This is a genomic window from Brevibacterium renqingii (assembly GCF_017808095.1).
Lineage (GTDB): Bacteria > Actinomycetota > Actinomycetes > Actinomycetales > Brevibacteriaceae > Brevibacterium > Brevibacterium renqingii.
Map to the genome: position 1 here is coordinate 841,485 of NZ_JADBHG010000001.1, position 22,139 is coordinate 863,623.

Below are 22,139 nucleotides of genomic sequence, written 5' to 3' on the forward strand. Positions count from 1 at the left end.
GCGCCCTTGCGGGCACCGGCACGGCTCTTCGAACGACGGGGGCTATCAGAAGCCCATGCCGCCCATTCCACCCATGCCGTCCATGCCGGCAGCTGCGTCCGCACCTGCTCCGGCCTTTTCGGGCTTGTCGGCGACGACCGACTCGGTGGTGAGGAACAGACCGGCGATCGAGGCGGCGTTCTGCAGAGCAGAGCGGGTCACCTTGACCGGGTCGTTGATGCCGGCGGCCAGCAGGTCCTCGTACTCACCGGTTGCGGCGTTGAGGCCGAATCCGGGCTCGAGGTTGGCGACCTTGTCGGCGACCACACCGGCTTCGAGGCCGGCGTTCGTGGCGATCTGCTTGAGCGGAGCTTCGATGGCAACCTTGACGATGTTGGCACCGGTGGCTTCGTCTCCCTCGAGTGCGAGGTCGGCGAAAGCGGTCTTGCCCGCCTGGATGAGCGACACGCCGCCACCGGCGACGATTCCCTCTTCCACAGCAGCCTTGGCGTTGCGCACGGCATCTTCGATGCGGTGCTTGGTTTCCTTGAGCTCAACCTCGGTGGCGGCTCCGGCCTTGATGACTGCGACGCCGCCGGCCAGCTTGGCCAGACGCTCCTGCAGCTTCTCACGGTCGTAGTCGGAGTCCGAGTTCTCGATCTCGGCGCGGATCTGTGCCACGCGTCCGGCGATCTCCTCGGCGTCTCCTGCGCCCTCGACGATGGTGGTCTCGTCCTTGGTGATGACGACCTTGCGGGCGGTGCCCAGCAGATCGGTGGTCACGCTGTCGAGCTTGAGCCCGACTTCCTCGGACACGACCTGGCCACCGGTGAGGATGGCGATGTCGGCCAGCTGCGCCTTGCGGCGATCGCCGAAGCCCGGTGCCTTGACGGCCACGGACTTGAAGGTGCCCTTGAGCTTGTTGAGCACCAGGACGGCCAGGGCTTCGCCCTCGACGTCTTCGGCGATGATGAACAGCGGCTTGTTCGACTGCTGCACCTTCTCGAGGACGGGCAGCAGGTCCTTCACGTTCGAGATCTTGGAGTTGACGATGAGGATGTAGGGATCCTCAAGGACAGCTTCCTGGCGATCGGTGTCGGTGACGAAGTAACCGGAGATGTAGCCCTTGTCGAAGCGCATACCCTCGGTCAGCTCGAGCTCGAGTCCGAAGGTGTTGGACTCCTCGACGGTGACGACGCCTTCCTTGCCGACCTTGTCGATGGCCTCGGCGATCAGTTCACCGATGGCGGGATCTCCTGCGGAGATGCCGGCGGTGGCGGCGATCTGTTCCTTGGTCTCGATGTCGATGGCGTTGTTCAGCAGGACAGACGTGACGGCCTCGACGGCCTTCTCGATGCCGCGCTTGAGGCCGAGCGGATCAGCACCGGCTGCCACGTTGCGCAGGCCTTCGCGGACGAGGGCCTGAGCAAGCACGGTAGCGGTGGTGGTTCCGTCACCTGCGACATCGTCAGTCTTCTTGGCGACTTCCTTGACGAGTTCGGCGCCGATCTTCTCGTAGGCGTCCTCGAGTTCGATCTCCTTGGCAATGGAGACACCATCGTTGGTGATGGTCGGTGCGCCCCACTGCTTTTCGAGCACGACATTGCGACCGCGGGGTCCAAGGGTCACCTTGACCGCGTCCGCGAGCTGGTTGAGGCCAGCTTCGAGTCCCCGACGAGCTTCTTCGTCGAATGCAATCATCTTTGCCATAGCGGCTTAGATCCTCCCTGATGGAGTGGAGTGGGAATCCAGAGCAGTCGTCAGCGCCCGCGACGGCAGAGAGTGAGCCCATATGTTCCATTCCACATAAGGACCACGCTCTCGAGACGACTGGTGGGAACCCATCGGTTTTCACCAGTACTAGATTTAGCACTCTCACCATGCGAGTGCAAATATTCGTCACCTGCAGTCACGGGCACCGCGGAGTGCGACGAGGCACTCGCTGAGCGCAGGAGGCTGGTCGGATCGGCGGTCTCTCGATCAGGTTCCGCGGGTTCTCGGGGCGTATGAGAGCCGGGGCGGTCGACGCGATGACCGGTTCGGCGACACCAGCTCGGCAGTTCGGCCCAACGCGAACGACTGGCACCCGCTCGCTGCCGAGAGCTCCGTCTGCGACTGACAGCTCTGCCGAGAGCTCCGTCTGCGACTGACAGCTCTGGTTGCATACCGGGCTGTCAGTCGCAGACCGAGCTCTCGGCGATACTTCCCTCACCTCGCACCCGCCCAGGCAACTGAAAAGCGCCGAGCAGTTGCCTGCTCGGCGCTTTCCCCGCGCGGAAGGATACCGATGGAACCGGTGCCCGCCCGCGGCGGATCAGAAAACTGTGCTGACAGCGATCATTCTCAGATGCTTACAGCAGTCAGTCTCAGAGGAGGGTGACGGACTCCGCCTGAGGACCCTTTTGTCCTTCTCCTACTTCGAACTGAACCTGCTGGCCCTCTTCGAGAGAGCGGTAGCCGTCCATCTGGATTGCGCTCCAGTGGACGAACACGTCCTGGTTTTCGCCTTCGAGGGTGATGAAACCATAGCCCTTTTCGGCGTTGAACCACTTGACGGTACCTTGTGCCATTACTTCTCCATACAGTGCTGTGCCATTGAAATCCCGCATTTCAGCCGCGATCGTGCGACCGCATCTGGAATACGGAAGCTAGTAAAACTCAACCGACCCCGCGACTTCTCTCATTGACCTCGGGAGAATAATCTCGGTGAAGCACGAATAGAACACAAGGTGCTGTGCTTGCCTAGCTGGTGTCACTCTACCGCAGCAGCGCATCCCGCTTCGGGCCGTTCACGACTGTTATAGATTCGTTATATCAGCCGCTCGCGTCGCTGGAAACAGTGATCAGCCGTTCGCGTCGCCGGACTCCGCCGACTCGGCACCCTCGCTGGGCTCGGGCCCGCGGTCGGCGATGTCCGAGCAGATCACCACGGTGACATCGGCGTCGAAGTCCTCGGAGGCCTCAGTGGCCGAGACTCCGAGCGATTCGGCGACGAGCTTCGCCTGGGAGGCGTTCTCCTCGCCCTTGTAGTAGACGGTCGAGTCACTGAGGTTCGTCGAGTAGTTGCCGACCTGGCCGAGCGTCCAGCCCTTGTCCTCGACCGCCTCGGAGAATTTCTTCGCAGCGCCGGAGACACCGGAGCCGTTGAGGACATCGACGGTGATCGAGTCGTCGGCGACGCTGACCTCGCTCTCGCTTGGCGAGGGCTCGGCCGAGGCCGACTCCGAGGCCGGCGGATCGGCGATCTTCGATTCGGGGTTGCCCATCGACGAGAAGATGATGTTGATGGCGGCCACGACGAGCAGGACCGCAACCAGTGCGAGCACGATGACCAGCGAGATGGCACCGATGTTCGACGACGCGGAGGATTCCTGTCGATGGGCACCGCTGCGCCGGCCGGGCTCGATCTCGTCGAATTCGTCAGTCATGTCTACCTCGAGACGCGGGCTTGGGCGCGCTCGCTCTGCCGCGTGCTGCGGATCCGGCGAAGGCGCTTGACCAGCATCGGATCGCTGGCCAGAGCTGCAGGGTTGTCCAGAAGCGAGTTCAGTATCTGGAAGTAGCTGGTGGCCGACATATCGAAGCGCTCACGGATCGCATGGTCCTTGGCACCGCCGTATTTCCACCACCGCCGCTCGAACTCCAGAACGGCCACCTCGAGCTCGCTCAGTTCTGAGGTGTCGTTGTTCGACGGCATAGAGGGTGTGCTCCTTCGAGAGATGACTGGACTTCTATATTATCGCCCGATCGGCGGGACAGGAATTTCCGGCGCGTCGCCGCGGCTGTGAGCTCGCTCGCGGCCGTCGCGCGTGCCGACTCCCGCAGGCGGTGGGACAGCCCCGGCGCTACGGCGCTACGACAGCACCGGCGGTGCGCGACAGCCCCGGCGGTACCGACTCCCGCCAGCGGTGCGACAGCGCAGTCGGCGCACGACAGCCGCGACAGTGCCGACACCGACCGGGCCCGAAACGGCCTCACCCCGCCGCACCGCATCTGGTCGATGACGATGGCGACGGGGTGGACGGCTGTGCACTCGCCGAGGCGGTTCGACTCGGCGACCGTGTCGGCTCAGCGGATGCGGATGTTGACCTGCTTGATCTGGGTGAAGCCTTCGAGCATTCCCTCCAGCGAGGCCTCCCGGCCGAAGCCCGAGGTCTTCATGCCGCCATAGGACTGACCGGCCAGCTGTCCGCCGCCCTGGTTGACCTGGACCCAGCCGGATTCGATGCGGTTGGCCATGGTCAGAGCCGCGTCGACGTCCTTGGTGAAGACGAAGGCCGCGAGACCGAAGTCGGAATCGTTGGCCATGTCGATGACCTCGTCGATGTCCTTCCACGGGATGACCGAGAGGACAGGGCCGAAGATCTCTTCGCGGCTGGTCTGCCAGTCGTTCCTCGCCTTCGAGAAGATCACGGGGGCGTGGTAGAAGCCCGGTTCGCCGACCTCGAGGGACTCGGAGCCGTCATAGGCGATCTCCACACCGTCCATCGACTTGCCCATCTCGATGTAGCTGGCGACCTGGTCGTACTGCTTCTGGTTGATGATGCAGCCGATGTCGGTGCCCTCGTCGCGCGGATCGCCGACCTTCATCTTCGACACGGCGTCGACGAGCTTGGCCAGGAAGTCGTCGTAGATGTCCTCGTGGAGGAACAGCCGCGAGCCCATGGTGCACGACTGTCCCTGACGGGCGAAGCGCGTGGACAGCAGCACCTGCTCGAGCGTGTCGTCGTCGTTCGAGTCCGGGAAGATGATGTTCGGGCTCTTGCCGCCGAGCTCCATCGACGAATGCGCGAGGCGACCGCCGGCCACCTCGGCGACATGCCGCCCGACGCTGGTCGAACCGGTGAACGAGACCTTGTCGACATCGGGGTGGACGTTGAGCGCCTCACCGATGACGGAGCCCTTGCCGGTGACGACGTTGAGCACGCCGGCCGGCAGGATGTCGGCGATGACCTCGGCCATCTTGAGGATCGTCAGAGGAGCGTCCTCGGCGCACTTGAGGACGATCGTATTGCCGGCGGCGAGCGCGGCAGGGGTCTTGAAGGCCGCGATCATCAGCGGCGAATTCCACGGCAGGATGCCCGCCACGACGCCCAGCGGGACGCGCTTGGTGTACTGCAGCTGCTTGTCTCCGGCGGGCAGTGTGTTGCCTTTGACCTCACCGGCGACTCCGCCCATGTAGCGGAACAGGTCGGCCAGGACGACCGTCTCCGGGCGGGCCTGGGTGCGAATCGCGTTTCCGGTGTCGATCGCCGTCAGCTGAGCGAGCTCCTCCGAGGCCGCGTCGAGCGCATCGGCGCAGGCGATCAGCTTCTTCTGGCGCTCCTTGAACGGCAGGGCAGCCCATTCGGGGAAGGCCTTCCGCGCGGCCTGGACGGCACGATCGGCGTCGGCTTCCTTGCCGTTGGGCACCTTGGCGATGACGACATTGCGGTCGATGGGCGTGATGACGTCGGTGACGTCGCCGTCAGCGGCATCGACCCACTCGCCGCCGATGAGCATCTTCCAGTTCTTGGCCTCGGGGAATTCCGACATTGCGGTCCTTTCGTTCAACGATGAACTCCTTCAGGCCGAGCATAACGCGTGCCGTCTGCGGGCAGAACACCGGTTCGATAGGCGATCGTGCACACCCGATCTGCGCTTCGTGCACACCCGCGTCCGATATCACCCGCGACGGGTCAGATGCACTCTAACCGCTGCGCATCACTAGACTCGCCTGCATGATGACGAGACCTCCGATGACCGAGATCATGTCCCCCGACTGGGCCCGCGCTCTGGCCGGAGCTGAAGATCAGATCCACGCGATGGGCGACTTCCTCCGCGCCGAACTCGCAGCCGGCCGCGAGTACCTGCCCGCCGGCGACTCCGTCTTCCGCGCCTTCGCCGAACCGCTTGGCGAAGTGAAGGTCCTCATCGTCGGCCAGGACCCCTATCCGACGGTCGGTCATCCCATCGGACTGTCCTTCGCCGTCGACCCCGGCGTCAGGCCGCTGCCGAGGTCGCTGGGCAATATCTTCAAAGAGCTCGAGGCCGATCTCGGCATCGCTCCGGCCGCCCACGGGGATCTGCGAGCCTGGTCGAGGCAGGGCGTGATGCTGCTCAACCGCGCGCTCACCGTCGCTCCGGGCCAGCCCGCCTCCCATCGCGGCAAGGGCTGGGAGGAGATCACGGAGAAGGCGATCGTCGCGCTGACCCAGCGGGATCAGCCCTTGGTCGCGATCCTCTGGGGTCGCGACGCCCGCAACCTCGCTCCCCTGCTGACATCGGGCACCGCCGAGGTGGCCATCATCGAATCCCCGCACCCGTCGCCGCTGTCGGCCAGCCGCGGCTTCTTCGGCTCCCGCCCGTTCTCACGCACCAACGAGCTGCTCGCACAGAAGGGCATCGCGCCCATCGACTGGGCACTGCCGGCCCAGGACTGAATCGTCCGGGCCCAGCCCGCATCCCGGCGGCCGCCGGACCACGTCGGCCTGGACCGTGGCCTGTCGCGCCCGGCCCCGGTCGACGTCGGCCTCGGCCGCGGCCTGTCGCGGCCGGCCCCGGCCCGAGCGGCTCAGGACTGCGTCTTGCCCGCGCCCGGCTGGGACTTCGCGGCCCCGGGCTGGACGGAGTCGATGACGTTGGTCGTCGCCTCTCCGCTGCGCACCGATTCGACGGTCTCCTCCGCGGAGCTGCGGCTCTTGAGGTTCTTCAACGGCAGCGCCAGATAGCTGCCGAGCACCGCTCCGACGGCCAGGGCCGCGTTCGCGAGGATCGCGGTGAACAGTGAGGACAGTCCGACGGCGAAGGAGACGTTCTCGGATTCCGAGGCGATCTGGTAGACGGCGGTGAAGATCGACAGACCCTGCAGCAGGGTGTAGATGCCGGGGATCATGAGCACGACGGCCGGCGCACCGAGGCGCAGGGCCAGCGGCCGCGACAGGAACCCGGTGACGGTGGCCGCGAGCAGACTGGCCAGCACATTGTCGATCTGCAGCAGGGTCAGCGACATCATCGTGATGTGCGAAGCCAGCCCGACCAGCGCGGCCGGTAGGATGAAGCGCCGCCTGGCCGACATGGCCACGGCACCGGACATCGACACCACGGCGGCCGCCACCATCGACAGGATCGCCGTGACCACATGGGGGCTCGTCTTCGGCACGAGCACTTCGATATGGCTGAGCCCGATCGCCTGCCCGCACACGATGCCCAGCGCAATGCCGGAGACGATGCCGGCCAAGGTCATGAACACCCCGACCACGCGCCCGGCCGCCGTGAGCGGGAAGTTCGTCAGCGCGTCCTGAACCGCCGAGTACAGCGACTGCGTCGGCAGGAGCAGGACGATGCCGGCCGCGACGAGGTACTGCGGAGAGGCGATGATGCCGACATCGCCGGCGATGGTCGCAATCAGCGTCGCCGAGGCGGCCTGCAGTGCGGTGATGAAGAAAGAGGGCAGGTGCGTGCGCCCGAGGAGCTTGCCGACCTGGAAGATGAGGATGGCCATGATGATGCCCAGCGGCACCGCGAGGGCCCCTCCCCCGAGCAGCAGGACGAGAGCCCCGACCATGAGGCCCCAGGCACCGGTGGTGAACCACTGCGGGAACGGACGACGCTGGGAGCGGATGGCGTCGAGGCGGTTGCGCGCCTCGTTGAACTCGACTCGACCGTCGACGAGGTCGGTGACGAGCTTGTGCACCGAGGCGAGCTTCGCATAGTGCGTGGACTCGCCGCGGTTGACCCGCATCACGGTCAGGAGGCGACCGTCGGAGGTCGAATAGTGCACCACGAGAGTGTTCGAGGTCAGGTCCACTTCGACGGTGTCGAGCCCGCAGGAGGTGCAGGCAGCGATGACGGAGACCTCGACATCGCTGGTGCCGGCGCCCGCGCGCATCATCATCGCCGCGATATCGGCGGCGAGGTCGAGGACCATCCTCGCCTCGTCCTCGCTCGGCTCGGTGGCCTGCACCGGTGCCTGATACGGAGTGCCCTTGAGCGCGGTGACGATGGGCACGGGCTGGGTGTTCGCCGTGGTGCCCGAGACCAGCTTCCCGACGGTGCGACGGGCGACCCTCTGCGCGATGCGCTGAGAGGCACCGCGGTGGTCGGTGCGCGGCTTCGTTCGCCCGCCCTGTCGGGTCGGCTTCGCCGCCTTCGCAGCCGCGGCCTTCGCGACGTCCTCCGGCTGCGTGCCGTCGGGGGCCTCGCGCAGTTCGGCCAGACGCTGCAGACGGGTGCGCTCGAGCATCTCGCGCAGCGCCTGGGATCCGACCTCAGGATTGCCGTTCGCCGTCGGAGCCGGGGACGAACCGCGGACGGGACCCGGCGCTGCGGGATCCTCGACCCGCACCTCGGCGGTGGTGGCGTCTTCGAGACTCTCGTCGGTCACGGCTCGCTGATGAGTGTCGGGCCGTGTGGGTCGGCGATGTTCGCAGTCCCCGTCTCGGCATCGAATTCGTAGACCCTGCGGCCGGAGACGAAGACCTGCTCGGCACGGGCGTCGAGGTCGAGCGGATCGGTCGACCAGATGACGATATCGGCGTCACGACCGACGGCCAGGGAACCGAGACGGTCCTCGAGGCCGAAGATCGCGGCCGGGTTGATCGTCAGCGCCTCGATGGCGATGATCGGGTCGAGCCCTTCCTTGACGGCCAGCGAGGCCTCGTGGATGAGGAAGTTGATCGGGATGACCGGATGGTCGGTGGTCAGCGCGATGCGCACACCGGCTCTAGCCAGGGCGGCGGCGGTGGCCAGCGTCCGGTCGCGCAGTTCGACCTTCGAACGTGAGGTCATCAGGGGCCCGAGGATGACGTCGATGCCCTTGGCGGCGATGTAGTCGGCGATCTTGTGGCCTTCGGTGCCGTGGTTGATGACCAGTCGGTAGCCGAATTCCTCGGCCAGGCGGATGGCCGTGGCGATGTCGTCGGCACGGTGGCAGTGCTGATCCCAGGCGAGCTTGCCGTCGAGGACATCGGCCAGCGTCTCCTTGACCAGGTCGCGGTCGAACGGGGTACCCTCGGACTCTGCGTGGTCGCGCTTCGCGCGGTAGTTGCGTGCCTCGACGAAGGCGTCGCGGATGATCTTCGCGGTGCCCATCCTCGTCGAGGGGGTGGTCTTCTTCTCGCCGTAGACGCGCTTCGGATTCTCGCCGAGCGCGGACTTCACGGACAGGTCCTCGGTCACGAGCATCTCGTCGACGATCCGACCCCAGGTCTTGACGAAGGCTGTGCGTCCGCCGATGGGATTGCCGGAACCGGGTTTGATGAGCGCCGAGGTGACTCCCCCGCGCAGCGCATCCTTGAACCCGAGATCGGTGGGGTCGATCCCGTCGAGGGCCCGCAGACCGGCCCCGTTGGGATCGGTCATCTCGTTCGTGTCATCGCCGGACCAGCCCTCGCCGTCCTCGTGCACGCCGAGGTGGCCGTGGGCCTCGATGAAGCCGGGCAGCACCCAGCGACCGCCGGCATCGATGACCTCGGCGTCGGCCGGGATCCGCGGGGACTCGATCGGTCCGGCGACGACCTCGGCGATGCGGCCGTCCCTGACCACGAGCGTGCCCGATCCGATCGCCTCGGCCCGGTTGCCGTTCTCGTCGGCCACGGGCACGATCCGAGCGTTGGTGATCACGAGATCTGTGGGGGCGGGGACCGGAACCGAACGGTACATTGTGCTCCTAGCGAGGTGGTCGGCGACGACGTCTGGCTGCGCAGACGAGTCTACGCCACGTGCTGTTTCGACCGGATCGCCGCGCCTGCGTATAGTCTGGGTGGTCCGGGTGAAACGCCGAAGAGAGAAGGATCCCTGATGCTCGAGACCATCACCTCATACGTCGCTGTCGGAGACTCGTTCAGCGAGGGGCTGATGGATCCCGACCCGCACGGGGAGGACCGCTACCGCGGCTGGACCGACCGCTTGGCACTCATGCTCACGGAGTCCTCCGTGGGCAGCCCGGATGTGTCCTATGCCAATCTGGCGATCCGCGGACGCCTGCTCGACCGCATCATCGACGAACAGGTCCCGCGCGCCCTCGAGATCAGACCCGATCTCGTCAGCCTGTGCGCCGGCGGCAACGACTGCCTGCGCCCGAAGGCCGATATCGATGCGCTGGCCGCGAAGTTCGAACGCGCTGTCATCGCTCTGCGCGAGGCAGGCATCGAGGTGCTCATGTGCAATGGCTTCGACACCGAGTTCAGCACGCCGATCATCCGCGCCGTGCGTCCGCGAGTCGGCGTCTACAACACCCACCTGTGGTCGATCGCCCAGCGGCACGGCTGCCACATGATCGACGTCTGGGGGCTGCGTTCGCTCTATGCCGCCGAGATGTGGGCCGACGATCGCATCCACCTCTCTCCCAAAGGCCACCATCTCGTCGCCGAACAGGCCCTGGCCACACTCGAGAGCGGCCATTCCCTGCCGGTCGAGGGCTTCGGCATCCCCGCCCGCCCGACCCGCGCGATCCGCGAGGTCATGAGTGAGGAGTCACGCTGGGCCAAGCAGTATCTGGGGCCCTGGGTCGGGCGCCGGCTGCGCGGTCAGTCCTCCGGCGACGCTCTCGATCCGAAGCTGCCCGAACTCACCCGCGTGCGCGACCTCGTCGAGCGGGCAGGCCGGACAGAGTCCCAGGGGCAGGCAGGAGAGGCAGGAGCCGCCGAGGCGACCGGAGAGGCCGCGAACGAGACGTCCGGAGGCACGGGAGCGGCCGAGGCATGAGCGCCGAGGACGAACGCATCGCCGAACTCAGCGCCGCCGGCGCCGCCCTCGCCGCGGACGCGAACGTGGTCTGCCACGACTACGGCGGCTCCCCCGAGCAGTACGTCGAGGTCCACGGTGACCCGGCGACCGCCTCGGCGACGGTGATCTTCGTCCACGGCGGCTACTTCCGTCCCCGCACGGATCTCACTCATGCCCGACCTCTGGCCGCGGTGCTGGCCGAGTCGGGGGTGCTCGTCGCCCTCGTCGAATACCGGCGGTCCGGCGGGCAGCCGCACCCGCTCGACGATGTCACCGCGGCCATCGACTTCGTCTGCGCCGAACTGCCGGACTGGGGCGTCGGTCGGCAGGCGCGGGAGAACCTCGTCGTGTCCGGGCATTCGGCCGGCGGCTGCCTCGTGCTCGCCTGGGCCGGTCACCTGCCCGAGGTGGGGCCGCGGATCCGTCTGCGACCGCTGGCGCCGGTGACCGACCTCCTGCGCGAGGTGGCCGGCGGCCTCGCTGACGGGGCGGTGCTCGACTATATGGGAGTCCGCCCCGAGGAGGACCTGGCGGCCTATCTGCGCCACGACCCGCGTTCGCGAGCGGCGCTCATCCCGTCCCGGGTCGAGGTCCGGTCGATCCACGGGGACGCCGACGGCATCGTCGACGTCGGATTCTCCCGCGTCTTCCCCGCCGCCCGCACCGAGCTGCCGGGAGCGGACCACGCCGACGTCATCGATCCCGACTCCCCGTACTCTGCGCAGGTCAGGCGCCTCATCCTCGGCTGAGGCGCGAGCCGGTTCAGATGCCTTCGGGGCTGATCCCCGGTCCGTTCTCGATGCCGGTGCGGATATCGAAGAGTTCGGGGAAGAAGGTCAGGTCGAGCGCCTGCTGGAGGAATCCGACGCCGCTCGATCCGCCTGTGCCGCGCTTCATGCCGATGATCCGCAGCACCGTGCGCATATGACGGAAGCGCCAGAACTGGAAGTTCTCCTCGAGGTCGACGAGCTCCTCGCAGCTTTCGTATTCCTGCCAGTACTTCTGCGGGTTCTCGTAGATGATCCGGAAGGTCTCGAGCAGCTCCTCGTCGAAGGTGTGGGCGACGCTGACGTCGCGTTCGAGCAGTCGGGCGGGCACCGGGAGTCCGCGCCTGGCCAAGCAGGCGAGGAACTCGTCGTAGATGCTCGGTTCGTTGAGATACTGCTCGAGTCGGGCACGGGCCTCGGGCTCTCCGTCGAAGACGGGAAGCATGCCCCGGTTCTTATTGCCCAGCAGGAACTCCACGGCCCGGTACTGCCAGGACTGGAAGCCCGAAGCCCGTCCCAGATGGTCGCGGAAGCCGACGTACTCACTGGGGGTCAGCGTGGCCAGCACCGACCACTGTTCGGTCAGGGTCTTCTGGATGTGTTTGACGCGTGCGATGCGCTTGAGCGCGGTCTGCAGCTCATCATCAGCGATGAGTCTCCGGGCGTCGAGGAGTTCGTGGATGACGAGCCGGAACCACAGCTCCGTGGTCTGATGCTGGATGATGAACAGCATCTCGTCGTGGTGCTCGGGCCTGCTGACGGGGTGCTGCGCGCCGAGCAGTCGGTCGAGATCGAGGTAGGACCCGTAGGTCATGGAATCTTTGAGGTCCGTGTGGATCTCTTCCTCGAGATCGCGTTCGTTCTTCTCCGCAGTCGTTCTGTTCTCGGTCATGGACTCCAGCATAGGGGCATGTCGCAGGCTCGCTTGGCGCACGGACCGGCTCGATCCCGGTCGCAGGCTCAGCCCCGTCCGGGCCGCCGCCTGTGCGCCTCGGGGCTCTCACGGACCTCGTCGACGAGGCGTCTCCACTCCTGCGGCATCTGCCCTTCGCCGAAGCGCACCGACCCGTATCTGCTCTCGATGAGGTAGGCGAACCGATCGGCCCCGGCGCTGCCCGCAGCACCTGAATCGTCGGCCCCGGAAGCCTCGGCGGCTCGTGCGGCGTCGGTCCAGGGCAGTTCGGCCACCTGTCTGCCGATCTCATCACGGCGACCGCTGGAGTCGATGTCGAGTTCCCACACCATGAGCATCCCGGCGATCCCGCCGGAGCGCTCGACGATCAGACGTCCGTAGCCTCCCCCGTCGCCTGCCTGCTCGGGAGGCTGTCCGGCGTCGGACCCGCCGCTGCTCACCAGCTGCTCCCGATGTTTCCCCGGCCCGAGCTCCCGTGCGAGATCCCCACGGCCTCCCACCCGGAGATGACGGCGTCGTGGACGTCGGACCCCTCTCCGAACTGTTCGGCCGCCTCGGCGATGGTCAGCTCAGCGAACGCGGCGAAGTCGGTGCTCGTGGTGATCTCCTCGCCCGTGAGCACCCCGTACCAGACGGGTCCGAGGCTCTCCCAGGCCGGTCCGCCGACGGCCGTGGCGGCCAGGGCGAACGCACGATTCGGGATTCCGGAGTTGAGGTGGACGCCGCCGTTGTCGGATTCGGTGACGACGAAGTCGTCCATGTGCCCCGGCTGCGGATCTCTGCCGAGGACGTCGTCGTCATAGGCGGTGCCGGGTTCGATCATCGAGCGCAGGGCCCGTCCGGTCACCTCGGCGGTGAAGATCCCGGCGCCGATGAGCCAGTCGGCGTCTTCGGCGTTCTGCCCGGCCGCGTGCTGCTCGGTCAGGGCCCCGAAGACGTCGGCGCAGTGCTCGTTGAGCGCTCCCGGCTGGCCGGAGTACTCGAGGGCGGCGGTGTGGCTGATGACGCCGTGGGACAGTTCGTGGCCGATGATCGACACGGAGCCGGTGAACCCCGTGAACACCTCGGCGTCGCCGTCGCCGAAGACCATGAGGCGACCGTCGAAGAAGGCGTTGTCGTAGTCCTTGCCGTAGTGGACGCTGGCCATGAGCGGCATGCCCTGCCCGTCGAGGGAATCGCGCGAGAAGGCGTCGGAGAACAGGGCGTAGGAGGCGCCGAGACCGTCATAGGCCTCGTTGGCCGCCGCGTCGTCCACCGGGCCCTGCCCCTCGGACCGGACGAGCTCACCGGGCAGCACCTCGGTGTTCTGCGCATCGTGGATGAGGCGGTGCGGGCCGGCTCCGGCCTGTCCGAGCACCTCCTGATGAGACGAGGGACGGGCGGATTCCCCGATCTCGGAGACGTCCTTGCCGAGGTCGGCCGGCGGCGTGTAGCGCAGTCCGACCTGGCGCAGGCTCCGACTGCTCTGATCGGACATCCGACAGCTGCGGGCGGCGGATGCGGCGCGCGGGAACTTCTCGCCTCCGCGTTCGGCGAGGGCGTCGAGGAGATAGGGCGGGACGACGTGCTGCGGATCGACAGTCATGGCTCCAGCGTCTCACTTTCGATCGGGAACCGATAGGGCAGGCCGAAGGCGGACGCAGAAGTGTCGCAAACAAAGCATTGCAAATACTCTTTTGCAATAGTATGTTTGCACTATGAGTGAGGAGACCAGCCCCCGGAATGACGTCCGCGAGATCGATGCCTCGGCCCTCAAAGGCCTTGCCCACCCTCTGCGGATGGCGATCTATGACGCGCTGTCGGCACACGGACCGCAGACGGCGACGAAACTGGCGAAGCGCCTCGGCGAGTCCTCCGGATCGACGAGCTACCACCTGCGCCAGCTCGCACGGCATCAGCTCATCCGCGAGGTCGAGGGAGAGAAGAGAGGCCGCGAGAAATGGTGGGAGAGGATTCCCGGCGCCATGCGGGTGCCGGGACCCGAACGCGAACTCGACCCGTCGACACGAACCGCCTCTCACTATGTCAACCGGGAGCTCGTCCGCAACATGTCTCGCGCGTTCGAGGACTTTGTCGACGCAGCCTATGACGACGATCGGCTGCCGACCGAATGGGTCGGGGCCTCTGCCAGCGATACGAGCAATCTGCGTCTGACCAAAGAGCAGCTGGCCGAGATCAGCGACCACTTCTACCGCACGACTCAGGCGTTCATCGACGAATTCCGCGGTCGCGACGATCCGGGCTCCCGCCCGGTGCAGATCCAGTTCAACGCCTTCCCCCTGGTCGACGGAGAGGAGACCCCGTCATGAGCACACTCACCCCACCTATCCGCCCACCGCTGGCCCACCACCGCCGCATCGTCGAACGCACGATCACCGTGACCCGGGAGCTCGTCGTCGACAGCGGCCACGAGACGACGATCGAGGCCGCCGGCATCGACCGGCTCATCCTGCGACTGGCCCTGTGGCTGATCGAACGCCGCCGCGTCCGCGCCCTCCGGCCCCGCGTCGATTCCGCCGAGATGTCACGTCGGGTCGACGCCGCCAAGCAGCTCCACATCGATCGATTCCACGGGCTGCCGTTCTGACGGACCTCGATGCCCCGGCCCGCTCCCGGCCGGGCCGCCGGAACCCGGCGCGGCCGGCCGCACCTGGTGCCGGACTCCCCACCGGGGCCTCCTCAGCAGCACCCGCTCAGCCCGCGACCACCTCGGCGTCGAATCGGGACTGCCCATCCTTCGGCGGACACACGACGAGGGCGATGACGATGATGATCATGAAGATCGTCGTCAGGAACGTCGGGATCGGGATGATCGGGTCGAGGAGGACGAGGACCGCGCAGACCGGGACGACGATGTTGATGACCCAGTGAGCGCTGGCGCGGATCGCCAGCAGCCAGACGCCGAGGACGAAGACGACGATCGGCACCGAGACCGTGAACGTCGCCAGCACCGGATCGAGTGCGCTCCTGCCCAGCTGCGAGTCGACTTCGATGCCGACGCCGGCGGAGAAAGCACCCGCGGCGGCGAAGATGAAGTAGTGGCCGTATCCGTATTTGATCGATCCCCGCAGGCCCGAGATCGCGCGGTGGTGCGGCGGCCAGAAGTAGATCCACCACATGGCCGCGGTGACGATGAGGCTGAGCACTCCGAGCGAGATGAGCGGGACGATGTCGACGATGTCGGCGAAGGCCCCGAACACCGCGTTCGCCGAGGCCAGGAGGCTCTCGCCGAGGACGATGATCGTGAAGCAGCCGTAGCGGTCGGCGATGTGCTCCGGATGCCAGGGCGTCGTTCCCCGGGATTCGGCGACGATCGGGATCGAGATCTCGAACAGGGCGAGCACGACGAAGAGCACCGTCTGGGCGACGGGCGCGTCGACGAGCAGCCACAGGCCCCAGAGCACCTGTGCCAGAGCGATCCCGCACGCATAGACGACCGTCGCCGACCGCTGCCCGGGCGCGCTCCTGGCCGCCCGCAGCCACTGCACGATCATGATGATGCGCATGAGCACGTAGCCGACGACGATGAACGTGAAGTCGCCGTCGGAGAATGCCGGGCCGATCCCGGCGGCGAGGATGAGCACGCCTGCCATCTGCACGATCGTAAGCACTCGGTAGAGCCAGTCGTCGGTGTCGAACGACGTCGCGAACCATGTGAAGTTCATCCACGCCCACCAGATCGCGAAGAAGATCATGAGGTACGTGCCCAGCCCCTCGCCGAGGTGACCGGTGGTGACCGTGTCACGCAGGGTCGTCGCGGCGATGCTCACGGCGATGACGAAGACGAGGTCGAAGAACAGCTCGAGGGAACTGGCGGCCCGGCCGCTCTCCTCGGGGTCGCGCGGACGCATCGGGACGAGTCGGAATCTGCTCGGTCTCGTTTCTGCGCTGCTCACATCGACTTCTTCCTCCGCGGCGGAAAACGGCTGGGAACAGTCTAGGGCGTCTCGACCGCCGATTAGACTGGCCGCGTGCTCAGACCCATCCTGTGGCCGGTCCTCGTGCCGTTCCTCCTCTTCGCCGTCGGCCTGGGCGCGATCATGCCGATCCTCGTCCTCGGTGCGCTCTCCCTCGGTTCGACGCAGGCGTTCGCCGCCGCCATCGTCGGCATCATGGGTGCCGTGTCGCTCATGGCCACGGTACCGGCCGGGATCCTCATCGATCGCCTCGGCGATTTCCGAGCCATGGCCGTGGCCACGCTCGCGGCGATCATCGTCCTCGGTGCCATCGTCGCGGCCTTCCTATGGGACTCGCCGCATTCGCTGCTCGTCTACACCATCGCGCTCATGCTCTTCGGCCCGGTCTCGGATGTGTGGAGTCTGGCCCGGCAGGCCGTGGTCGCCGAGGTGATGCCGGCGGCGGACCTCGCGAAGGCGATGACTGCCCTCGGTGGCACGCAGCGGGTGGGCAACCTCCTCGGGCCCATGGTCGGGGCCGGGCTCATGGCCTTCTTCCTCATCTGGTCGGTGTTCGTCTTCTCCGGAGCCACCGCCATCGCCGCGATCACCATCATGGCCCTGCCGATCGCGAAGATTCCCGGCTTCGAGGAGCACCGGCATCGCACCGAGGCGGACACGTCCTCCTCGTCGGTCGACACGACCCCGTCCGGCCGCCGCTCCCCTACCGCGGCGGCCTCCGATCGGGAACCGACGGGGCCCCGGAAGGACCGGCGCCCTCCCCTGGACGTGCGGTGGAAGTCTGTCGTCCTCGTCGGCATCACGATCATCGCGCTCGCGGCCGCCCGAGCCGCTCAGCCCGTGGTCATCCAGCTGTGGGGCGTTGAGATCGGCCTGCACAAGTCCTCGATCTCGCTGATCATCGCCCTCGGCGCCGGGCTCGAGCTCATCATCATGTTCGTGGGCGCCTACATCAAGGACCACCTCGGACGGGTCGCGACCCTCGCCGCGTGCCTGACGATCTTCGGCGCCGGGTTCGTCATCATGGTCGCGCTGCCGGATCTGCGGGGAATGGTCATCGCCGCGGTCGTCATGGCCTGCGGCAACGGTCTCGGTGCGGGCGTGAACATGACCATCGGCGCCGATCTGTCGCCTGCGGTTGGGCGGCCGCGGTTCCTCGGCATCTGGGCGATCTTCAACAACGGCGGCAAACTCGGCGGCCCGACTCTGCTCTCGCTGATCATCACGCTGTCGACCCTGCGCTTCGGAGTGCTCTTCCCCGGACTGTTCGCCATCGCCGGCGCCGCCTGGGTGCTCGTCTGGGCCCGCCGGATCGGCCTGCCGGGCCGTCGCGGTCGCGCCTGAGAGTCGGCCGCACCCTGCTCAGCGCGCCAGTTCGTCCAGACGTTCTGGTTCGCGACAGCGTCACGGTTCGCCCAGAGGTTCCGGTTCGCGAAGGCGCCGCGGTTCGCCCAAAAGGTTCCGTTCGAAGGCGGTCCGAGACGCAGTGCCGATCCCGCGAACCGATGAAGCATTAGGCTGGGGGCGAGCGGTTCGACGCTGTTCGGGAGACCGACCGATCGGGAGGGGCATCGATGGAAGCCTTGGACTTCGGCTGGTACGCGCTGCTGAGCGCGGCCTCGCTCGTCTTCCTCTTCCTCCAGTCCTGGCTGGCCGCCACCGTCGTCCGACGCGTGGTCGGAGTGCCCACGGGCTGGCCGCGGACGATCGTCGTCGGCCTCGTCATGAGCGCGGGCATGGCGGTCGCCGTCCAGTACCTCTACCGGGCCGGAACCGGCCAGAACCACGGCGGCCTCGAACTCACGCCCGGTGTGGCGGCTCTGTTCGTGCTGCTGGCCATGGGCTGGATCTTCGCCCTCGGCGTGGGAGCGCTGGTGATGGTCGAAGCCGCATTCCCGACGGGAAGCCTGCCGAGCCCGCAGTCGGTGTTCTTCGGGTGGAAGTCCCGTCGCCGCCGTGCCCGCCGCTACGCGCAAGTGCTGTCCATCGCGACCCGTCACGGGCTGGGCTCCCAGCTGCGCGGATTCGGCGGCGACTCTCCGGGCCGTGCGGTCAAGACCGCCCGAGCGCTCAAGGAGTCCCTCGCCGAAGCAGGAGTGGCCTTCGTCAAGCTCGGGCAGATGCTCTCGACCCGCCGCGATATCCTCCCGCCCGTGTTCGTCCGTGAGCTCGAGACCCTGCAGACGCAGGTCACCCCCGAACCCTGGTCGGTCATCGAACCGGCCGTCGAGGACCGGCTCGGGCGACCGATCGCCGAGGTGTTCGCGCGCATCGATCCGCAGCCCTTGGCGGCCGCCTCGGTGGCGCAGGTCCACGAGGCCACCCTGCTCGACGGCACCGAAGTCATCGTCAAGGTGCAGCGGCCCAAGGCACTGCACCAGGTGACTCAGGATCTCGACATCATCCTGCGCCTGGCCGCCTGGCTGAACACGACGACGGTGTGGGGCAAGAACCTCGGTGTGAACGCGCTGGCCAAGGGCTTCGCGGACTCGCTCGAGGAGGAGCTCGACTACCGGATCGAACTCGACAATATGACCAGCATCGAGAACTCACTGAGACGTTCGGGCAGATTCGATGTCACCGTTCCCCACGGCTACCCTGAACTCAGCGGAGAGCGCCTCCTCGTCATGGACAAGCTGCCCGGTCGACCGGTCTCACAGGCGGGGGCGCTGCTCGACGGACTCAGCGCGACCGAACGCACCCGTCTGGCCACCACGCTGCTCGGGGCCACCCTCGAGCAGATCATCGGCGAGGGCACCTTCCATGCCGATCTGCATGCCGGCAACATCTTCATCACACCCGAGGGTTCGCTCGGCCTGCTCGACTTCGGCGCGGTCGGCCGCCTCGATCCGGGTACGCAGACGTCTCTGGGTCTGATGCTCTACTCGATCGACCAGAACGACAGCGCCGGGGCGACCGATGCCCTCATCGAACTCCTCGGCAGACCGGACGGACTCGATGACCGGGAGGTCGAGCGTGCCGTGGGCGCCCTCCTGCTGCGCTACGGCGGAGGGGTCCGCTCCGGGCAGGGGCAGAAGCTCTTCGACGATCTGTTCACCCTGGTGCTCGCTCACCGCTTCTCCGTTCCGGCACCGATCAGTGCCGCGTTCCGGGCCATGGCCTCCGTCGAGGGGGCTCTGCTGACCATCGACCCCGGCTTCGACGTCGTGGCCGCGTCGCGGCAGGAGGGCAACCGCCTCGTGCGCTCGAAGCTCAAGGGCACGAAGTTCACCGAGGAGCTGCAGCGTCGGGCGCTGCAGCTGCTGCCGATGATCGACCGGATGCCGAGGCGGATCAACAAGATCACCGAAGACCTCGAGCACGGTCGGTTCTCGATGAATATGCGGGTGCTCGAGAACCCCTCGGATCGCCGTTTCCTCACCAGCCTGTTCCAGCAGCTCATCGTCGCGGTCCTCGCCGGGGCCGCCGTGGTCGGGGCGATCATGCTCATCACCAGCGCAGAAGGGCCGATGCTGACGAAGGACATCCGCCTGTACTCGTTCTTCGGCTTCTTCCTGCTCTTCGGCGGCTTCGTGCTGAGCATGCGCTCGCTCATGCTCGTGTTCAGACGCGGCGTCGACGGGTAGGGGCTGCTTCGCCTCAGGAGTGTCGACAGCTCGGTCCACGACAGACAGCTCCGTTCGGAAGCCGAGCTCCCCGTCGCAGGCCGAGCTCTCGACGGTTCGGGAGGAGTGGAGCCCCCTGTCAGACTCGAACTGACGACCTTCGCTTTACAAGGGCCTTCTGGGGTTCGTTGCCATTTTTGATCTTGTGGCATATTGGGCTTGTGACCTGCAATAACATCGCTTCTTTGCGTTGGCAGGTGGTGGCCGATTCTGACCTAAGTCTTTTGTCGTGTTCCCATTCTGTTCCCAAATGGGAGAATCCCCCAGGCTGGCCGGTGAGGTGCCTGGGGGATTCTTGTACACGCAGGTGGTTCTCAGCCGAAACTAACCAATCGGCTCCCCACCTTCGCCGGAAAGGAATACGGCGTTGACGTGAGTATCAGGGTTGCGGCTGAACCGTCTTCAGCGGGATCTCCACGTAGAAGGTTCGACGACCGCGCCGGTATTCGAGGACTTGCCCGTCCGGTTCGTACTGGAGACCGTTCCAGAGGATGCGCTGCGATGCCGGATTTATGGTCGTCGGTTCGCAGTACGCGATCAGTTCGGCCTTCGACATGAACGTCATGTCTACGCCGTCGAGCATTGCCGTGGAACGGTAGTCGACGCGAGCGCCGACGACCTTCACGACAGTCGGCACCGACCAGTCGTAGGAGCCTCCATACTTGTCCTGCACCCAAGTAGCTTCGATGATCTCGATTTTGTCTTTGAATATCATCCGGTCGACCTCTTCCGATACCTGTTCAGCACGAAAGTCTCGGCAAGCGTCCACCCGTTGAAGAACGACTGAAACGACATGTTCCCGAGCTTGTACTGCACCTGATCGGGGTTGGCCATCAGTCGGGCTGTAGCGGTCGTGATGACCGCCGAGATCTCCTCGTTGGGTTCTCCAGCAGTGAAGCCGACACCACGCGTATACGCGGACGCCATCGCGGTGATGATCGGCAGATGTTCCCCAGCCAGGGCGATAACCGTCTGGTCGTCACCCTGGCCGAGGAAATCAGCGACGTCTTGCGCCGTGGGCATCAGGCTCCGGTCGCGGCCGTGAGAACGACGACACCTTCAGGGTGCAGGAGCCCCAGATCGAAACGAGCGGTGACGCGGATAGCCTGCTCGTCGAACTCGGCGTAACGCTCAGAGAGGAGAGTCACGGTCGGGTTGGTGTCACGAGCAACAGCCACCTGCGACATGTCAGCGAGGACAGCCTTACCAGCGGCGAGCTTGTTCGTGACGGTCACCGGGACACCGAACAGTGAGTAGGCGGCGTCAGCGGTCATATCCGACTGAATCAGATACTTGTTATCGCCGTCCTTGAGCTTGCGCAGTGCGAAGAAGTCGTCGCCCGAGAGAATCCAGCGGTTCGGCGTAACTTCGGCAGCGTGTGCCAGTGCCAGGGCATCGAGCAGCGAATCGGGGTTCGCGGTGTCGAGGACGCCCTGCTGTACGCCGGGCTGATTGATGATGCCGGTAACACTGTTCGTAGCGCCATCGCCGGTCAGGAACGCGGTGTCGAGCTTGCGGGAGACATCGGACACGAGACGAGTCTTGAGGACCGAATCGAGGCCGATGACGGACTGGCGCAGGAGCTCGTTCGTGAAGCGGATGATCGTCTTCACGCTGGCGCGGTCGGTCGGCATGAGGCTCACTTCGTCGAAGTCGACATCGTGCTCGGTGATCTGTGCGCCTTCAGCGGTCCATGCGGGATCCGAGGAGGAGACGAGCTTGGGGATTCGCAGCGGTGAGCTGGTGTCGAAGATCTGAACACCAGAGTTCAGGATGATCGACTCAGATTCAAGCGGCTGGATCAGGATATTGGAGACCTGCTCCTGGAGGAGTTCAGGGTTTGCAGCAGTATTTTCGGCCATGATTGGCACCTTCCATGAGAATGAATGTTGAAATCCTCGGTGGTGCCAGACCAAAAGAGGGGTAGGACCGTCAAGATCCTACCCCTCTATTGTAGCACGTCATGCTACAATGGTCAAGCTACTTCTGATTCGGGAGCTTGTTTCCCCAGCCGTCGTACCACTCGCCATCGTCTCCGCGCTGCTTCAAGTTCTGCGGATTCAGCGAAGACAGCTCCTGCGCCACTGATAGAAGTGCCGAGATCTCGCAGACCTTGAGCTGCTGGTCGATGGTCAGGTGTTCGATGTCGTCGAAGCGACCACTCGACTTACCTTGCGCGTTGCCGATGACCTTCGCGAGTCGATCAGCGGTATCTTCGTAATCAGCCATT

22 protein-coding genes are annotated in these 22,139 nt (G+C 66.0%); 7 read left to right on the top strand and 15 right to left on the bottom strand.

Going from position 1 to position 22,139, the window contains the following annotated elements; all coding sequences use genetic code 11:
* Positions 1-45 precede the first annotated feature (45 nt).
* From groL to IIE29_RS03820, 5 genes are all read right to left on the bottom strand, one after another.
* On the bottom strand, positions 46-1,689 hold the full coding sequence (gene groL / locus IIE29_RS03800) for a chaperonin GroEL (RefSeq protein WP_209323849.1): 1,644 nt from the start codon (positions 1,687-1,689) through the stop codon (positions 46-48).
* Between the two features lie 656 nt (positions 1,690-2,345).
* Entirely contained in the window at positions 2,346-2,549 is a 204-nt protein-coding gene (locus IIE29_RS03805; RefSeq protein WP_152346823.1) for a cold-shock protein, read from the bottom strand.
* A 273-nt stretch (positions 2,550-2,822) separates the two neighbouring features.
* On the bottom strand, positions 2,823-3,407 hold the full coding sequence (locus IIE29_RS03810; RefSeq protein ID WP_209323850.1) for a LytR C-terminal domain-containing protein: 585 nt from the start codon (positions 3,405-3,407) through the stop codon (positions 2,823-2,825).
* A 2-nt stretch (positions 3,408-3,409) separates the two neighbouring features.
* Positions 3,410-3,676, bottom strand: a complete 267-nt coding sequence (locus IIE29_RS03815; protein ID WP_135539156.1) for a DUF3263 domain-containing protein — start codon at positions 3,674-3,676, stop codon at positions 3,410-3,412.
* A gap of 371 nt (positions 3,677-4,047) precedes the next feature.
* Positions 4,048-5,514, bottom strand: coding sequence for an aldehyde dehydrogenase family protein (locus IIE29_RS03820; RefSeq protein WP_209323851.1), 1,467 nt, complete (start codon positions 5,512-5,514; stop codon positions 4,048-4,050).
* Between the two features lie 185 nt (positions 5,515-5,699).
* On the opposite strand from IIE29_RS03820, the gene IIE29_RS03825 reads away from it, so the two are divergent.
* Positions 5,700-6,401 carry a uracil-DNA glycosylase gene (locus IIE29_RS03825; protein WP_209323852.1) on the top strand — a complete coding sequence of 234 codons (702 nt, stop codon included), beginning with the start codon at positions 5,700-5,702 and terminating at the stop codon, positions 6,399-6,401.
* Positions 6,402-6,532: 131 nt separating this feature from the next.
* On the opposite strand, the gene IIE29_RS03830 is transcribed toward IIE29_RS03825, so the two are convergent.
* Positions 6,533-8,344 carry a threonine/serine exporter family protein gene (locus tag IIE29_RS03830; RefSeq protein ID WP_209323853.1) on the bottom strand — a complete coding sequence of 604 codons (1,812 nt, stop codon included), beginning with the start codon at positions 8,342-8,344 and terminating at the stop codon, positions 6,533-6,535.
* The gene (locus tag IIE29_RS03835; RefSeq protein ID WP_209323854.1) at positions 8,341-9,621 is read right to left on the bottom strand and encodes an amidohydrolase; all 1,281 of its coding nucleotides are present in this window, start codon (positions 9,619-9,621) and stop codon (positions 8,341-8,343) included. Before IIE29_RS03835 ends, IIE29_RS03830 begins: the two co-directional genes overlap by 4 nt.
* Before the next feature lie 138 nt (positions 9,622-9,759).
* Between IIE29_RS03835 and IIE29_RS03840 the strand changes: the two genes are divergently transcribed.
* Positions 9,760-10,665, top strand: coding sequence for an SGNH/GDSL hydrolase family protein (locus tag IIE29_RS03840; RefSeq protein WP_209323855.1), 906 nt, complete (start codon positions 9,760-9,762; stop codon positions 10,663-10,665).
* Positions 10,662-11,435 (top strand): alpha/beta hydrolase, encoded by a 774-nt coding sequence (locus IIE29_RS03845; protein ID WP_209323856.1) that lies wholly within the window; start codon positions 10,662-10,664, stop codon positions 11,433-11,435. Before IIE29_RS03840 ends, IIE29_RS03845 begins: the two co-directional genes overlap by 4 nt.
* A gap of 13 nt (positions 11,436-11,448) precedes the next feature.
* On the opposite strand, the gene IIE29_RS03850 is transcribed toward IIE29_RS03845, so the two are convergent.
* From IIE29_RS03850 to IIE29_RS03860, 3 genes are all read right to left on the bottom strand, one after another.
* Entirely contained in the window at positions 11,449-12,345 is an 897-nt protein-coding gene (locus IIE29_RS03850; RefSeq protein ID WP_209323857.1) for a tryptophan 2,3-dioxygenase, read from the bottom strand.
* Positions 12,346-12,413: 68 nt separating this feature from the next.
* Positions 12,414-12,806 carry a protealysin inhibitor emfourin gene (locus tag IIE29_RS03855; RefSeq protein ID WP_209323858.1) on the bottom strand — a complete coding sequence of 131 codons (393 nt, stop codon included), beginning with the start codon at positions 12,804-12,806 and terminating at the stop codon, positions 12,414-12,416.
* Positions 12,803-13,951 (bottom strand): M4 family metallopeptidase, encoded by a 1,149-nt coding sequence (locus IIE29_RS03860; RefSeq protein WP_209323859.1) that lies wholly within the window; start codon positions 13,949-13,951, stop codon positions 12,803-12,805. Before IIE29_RS03860 ends, IIE29_RS03855 begins: the two co-directional genes overlap by 4 nt.
* Before the next feature lie 112 nt (positions 13,952-14,063).
* Between IIE29_RS03860 and IIE29_RS03865 the strand changes: the two genes are divergently transcribed.
* Positions 14,064-14,675, top strand: a complete 612-nt coding sequence (locus IIE29_RS03865; protein WP_209323860.1) for an ArsR/SmtB family transcription factor — start codon at positions 14,064-14,066, stop codon at positions 14,673-14,675.
* Positions 14,672-14,953 (top strand): hypothetical protein, encoded by a 282-nt coding sequence (locus IIE29_RS03870; RefSeq protein WP_209323861.1) that lies wholly within the window; start codon positions 14,672-14,674, stop codon positions 14,951-14,953. Before IIE29_RS03865 ends, IIE29_RS03870 begins: the two co-directional genes overlap by 4 nt.
* Positions 14,954-15,059: 106 nt before the next feature.
* Here IIE29_RS03870 and IIE29_RS03875 read toward each other — a convergent pair whose 3' ends face one another.
* Positions 15,060-16,262: a low temperature requirement protein A gene (locus tag IIE29_RS03875; protein ID WP_343071778.1), complete on the bottom strand. Its 1,203-nt coding sequence runs from the start codon at positions 16,260-16,262 to the stop codon at positions 15,060-15,062.
* Between the two features lie 75 nt (positions 16,263-16,337).
* On the opposite strand from IIE29_RS03875, the gene IIE29_RS03880 reads away from it, so the two are divergent.
* Positions 16,338-17,627, top strand: coding sequence for an MFS transporter (locus IIE29_RS03880; protein WP_209323862.1), 1,290 nt, complete (start codon positions 16,338-16,340; stop codon positions 17,625-17,627).
* Positions 17,628-17,857: 230 nt separating this feature from the next.
* Positions 17,858-19,870: an ABC1 kinase family protein gene (locus tag IIE29_RS03885; RefSeq protein ID WP_246475664.1), complete on the top strand. Its 2,013-nt coding sequence runs from the start codon at positions 17,858-17,860 to the stop codon at positions 19,868-19,870.
* A 418-nt stretch (positions 19,871-20,288) separates the two neighbouring features.
* Here IIE29_RS03885 and IIE29_RS03890 read toward each other — a convergent pair whose 3' ends face one another.
* From IIE29_RS03890 to IIE29_RS03905, 4 genes are all read right to left on the bottom strand, one after another.
* Positions 20,289-20,624 carry a hypothetical protein gene (locus IIE29_RS03890; RefSeq protein ID WP_209323863.1) on the bottom strand — a complete coding sequence of 112 codons (336 nt, stop codon included), beginning with the start codon at positions 20,622-20,624 and terminating at the stop codon, positions 20,289-20,291.
* Positions 20,621-20,932 (bottom strand): hypothetical protein, encoded by a 312-nt coding sequence (locus tag IIE29_RS03895; protein ID WP_209323864.1) that lies wholly within the window; start codon positions 20,930-20,932, stop codon positions 20,621-20,623. The genes IIE29_RS03890 and IIE29_RS03895 overlap by 4 nt, the downstream gene beginning before the upstream one ends.
* Entirely contained in the window at positions 20,932-21,825 is an 894-nt protein-coding gene (locus IIE29_RS03900) for a phage major capsid protein (RefSeq protein ID WP_246475665.1), read from the bottom strand. The genes IIE29_RS03895 and IIE29_RS03900 overlap by 1 nt, the downstream gene beginning before the upstream one ends.
* 64 nt (positions 21,826-21,889) lie before the next feature.
* Positions 21,890-22,138, bottom strand: coding sequence for a hypothetical protein (locus IIE29_RS03905; protein ID WP_209323865.1), 249 nt, complete (start codon positions 22,136-22,138; stop codon positions 21,890-21,892).
* Between the last annotated feature and the right edge of the window lies 1 nt (position 22,139).

Bases quoted from the DNA above. Each gene is read 5' to 3' on its own strand.
- groL (WP_209323849.1), bottom strand. From the start codon at position 1,689: ATGGCAAAGATGATTGCATTCGACGAAGAAGCTCGTCGGGGACTCGAA.
- IIE29_RS03805 (WP_152346823.1), bottom strand. From the start codon at position 2,549: ATGGCACAAGGTACCGTCAAGTGGTTCAACGCCGAAAAGGGCTATGGT.
- IIE29_RS03810 (WP_209323850.1), bottom strand. From the start codon at position 3,407: ATGACTGACGAATTCGACGAGATCGAGCCCGGCCGGCGCAGCGGTGCC.
- IIE29_RS03815 (WP_135539156.1), bottom strand. From the start codon at position 3,676: ATGCCGTCGAACAACGACACCTCAGAACTGAGCGAGCTCGAGGTGGCC.
- IIE29_RS03820 (WP_209323851.1), bottom strand. From the start codon at position 5,514: ATGTCGGAATTCCCCGAGGCCAAGAACTGGAAGATGCTCATCGGCGGC.
- IIE29_RS03825 (WP_209323852.1), top strand. From the start codon at position 5,700: ATGATGACGAGACCTCCGATGACCGAGATCATGTCCCCCGACTGGGCC.
- IIE29_RS03835 (WP_209323854.1), bottom strand. From the start codon at position 9,621: ATGTACCGTTCGGTTCCGGTCCCCGCCCCCACAGATCTCGTGATCACC.
- IIE29_RS03840 (WP_209323855.1), top strand. From the start codon at position 9,760: ATGCTCGAGACCATCACCTCATACGTCGCTGTCGGAGACTCGTTCAGC.
- IIE29_RS03845 (WP_209323856.1), top strand. From the start codon at position 10,662: ATGAGCGCCGAGGACGAACGCATCGCCGAACTCAGCGCCGCCGGCGCC.
- IIE29_RS03850 (WP_209323857.1), bottom strand. From the start codon at position 12,345: ATGACCGAGAACAGAACGACTGCGGAGAAGAACGAACGCGATCTCGAG.
- IIE29_RS03860 (WP_209323859.1), bottom strand. From the start codon at position 13,951: ATGACTGTCGATCCGCAGCACGTCGTCCCGCCCTATCTCCTCGACGCC.
- IIE29_RS03865 (WP_209323860.1), top strand. From the start codon at position 14,064: ATGAGTGAGGAGACCAGCCCCCGGAATGACGTCCGCGAGATCGATGCC.
- IIE29_RS03870 (WP_209323861.1), top strand. From the start codon at position 14,672: ATGAGCACACTCACCCCACCTATCCGCCCACCGCTGGCCCACCACCGC.
- IIE29_RS03885 (WP_246475664.1), top strand. From the start codon at position 17,858: ATGGAAGCCTTGGACTTCGGCTGGTACGCGCTGCTGAGCGCGGCCTCG.
- IIE29_RS03890 (WP_209323863.1), bottom strand. From the start codon at position 20,624: ATGATATTCAAAGACAAAATCGAGATCATCGAAGCTACTTGGGTGCAG.
- IIE29_RS03895 (WP_209323864.1), bottom strand. From the start codon at position 20,932: ATGCCCACGGCGCAAGACGTCGCTGATTTCCTCGGCCAGGGTGACGAC.
- IIE29_RS03905 (WP_209323865.1), bottom strand. From the start codon at position 22,138: ATGGCTGATTACGAAGATACCGCTGATCGACTCGCGAAGGTCATCGGC.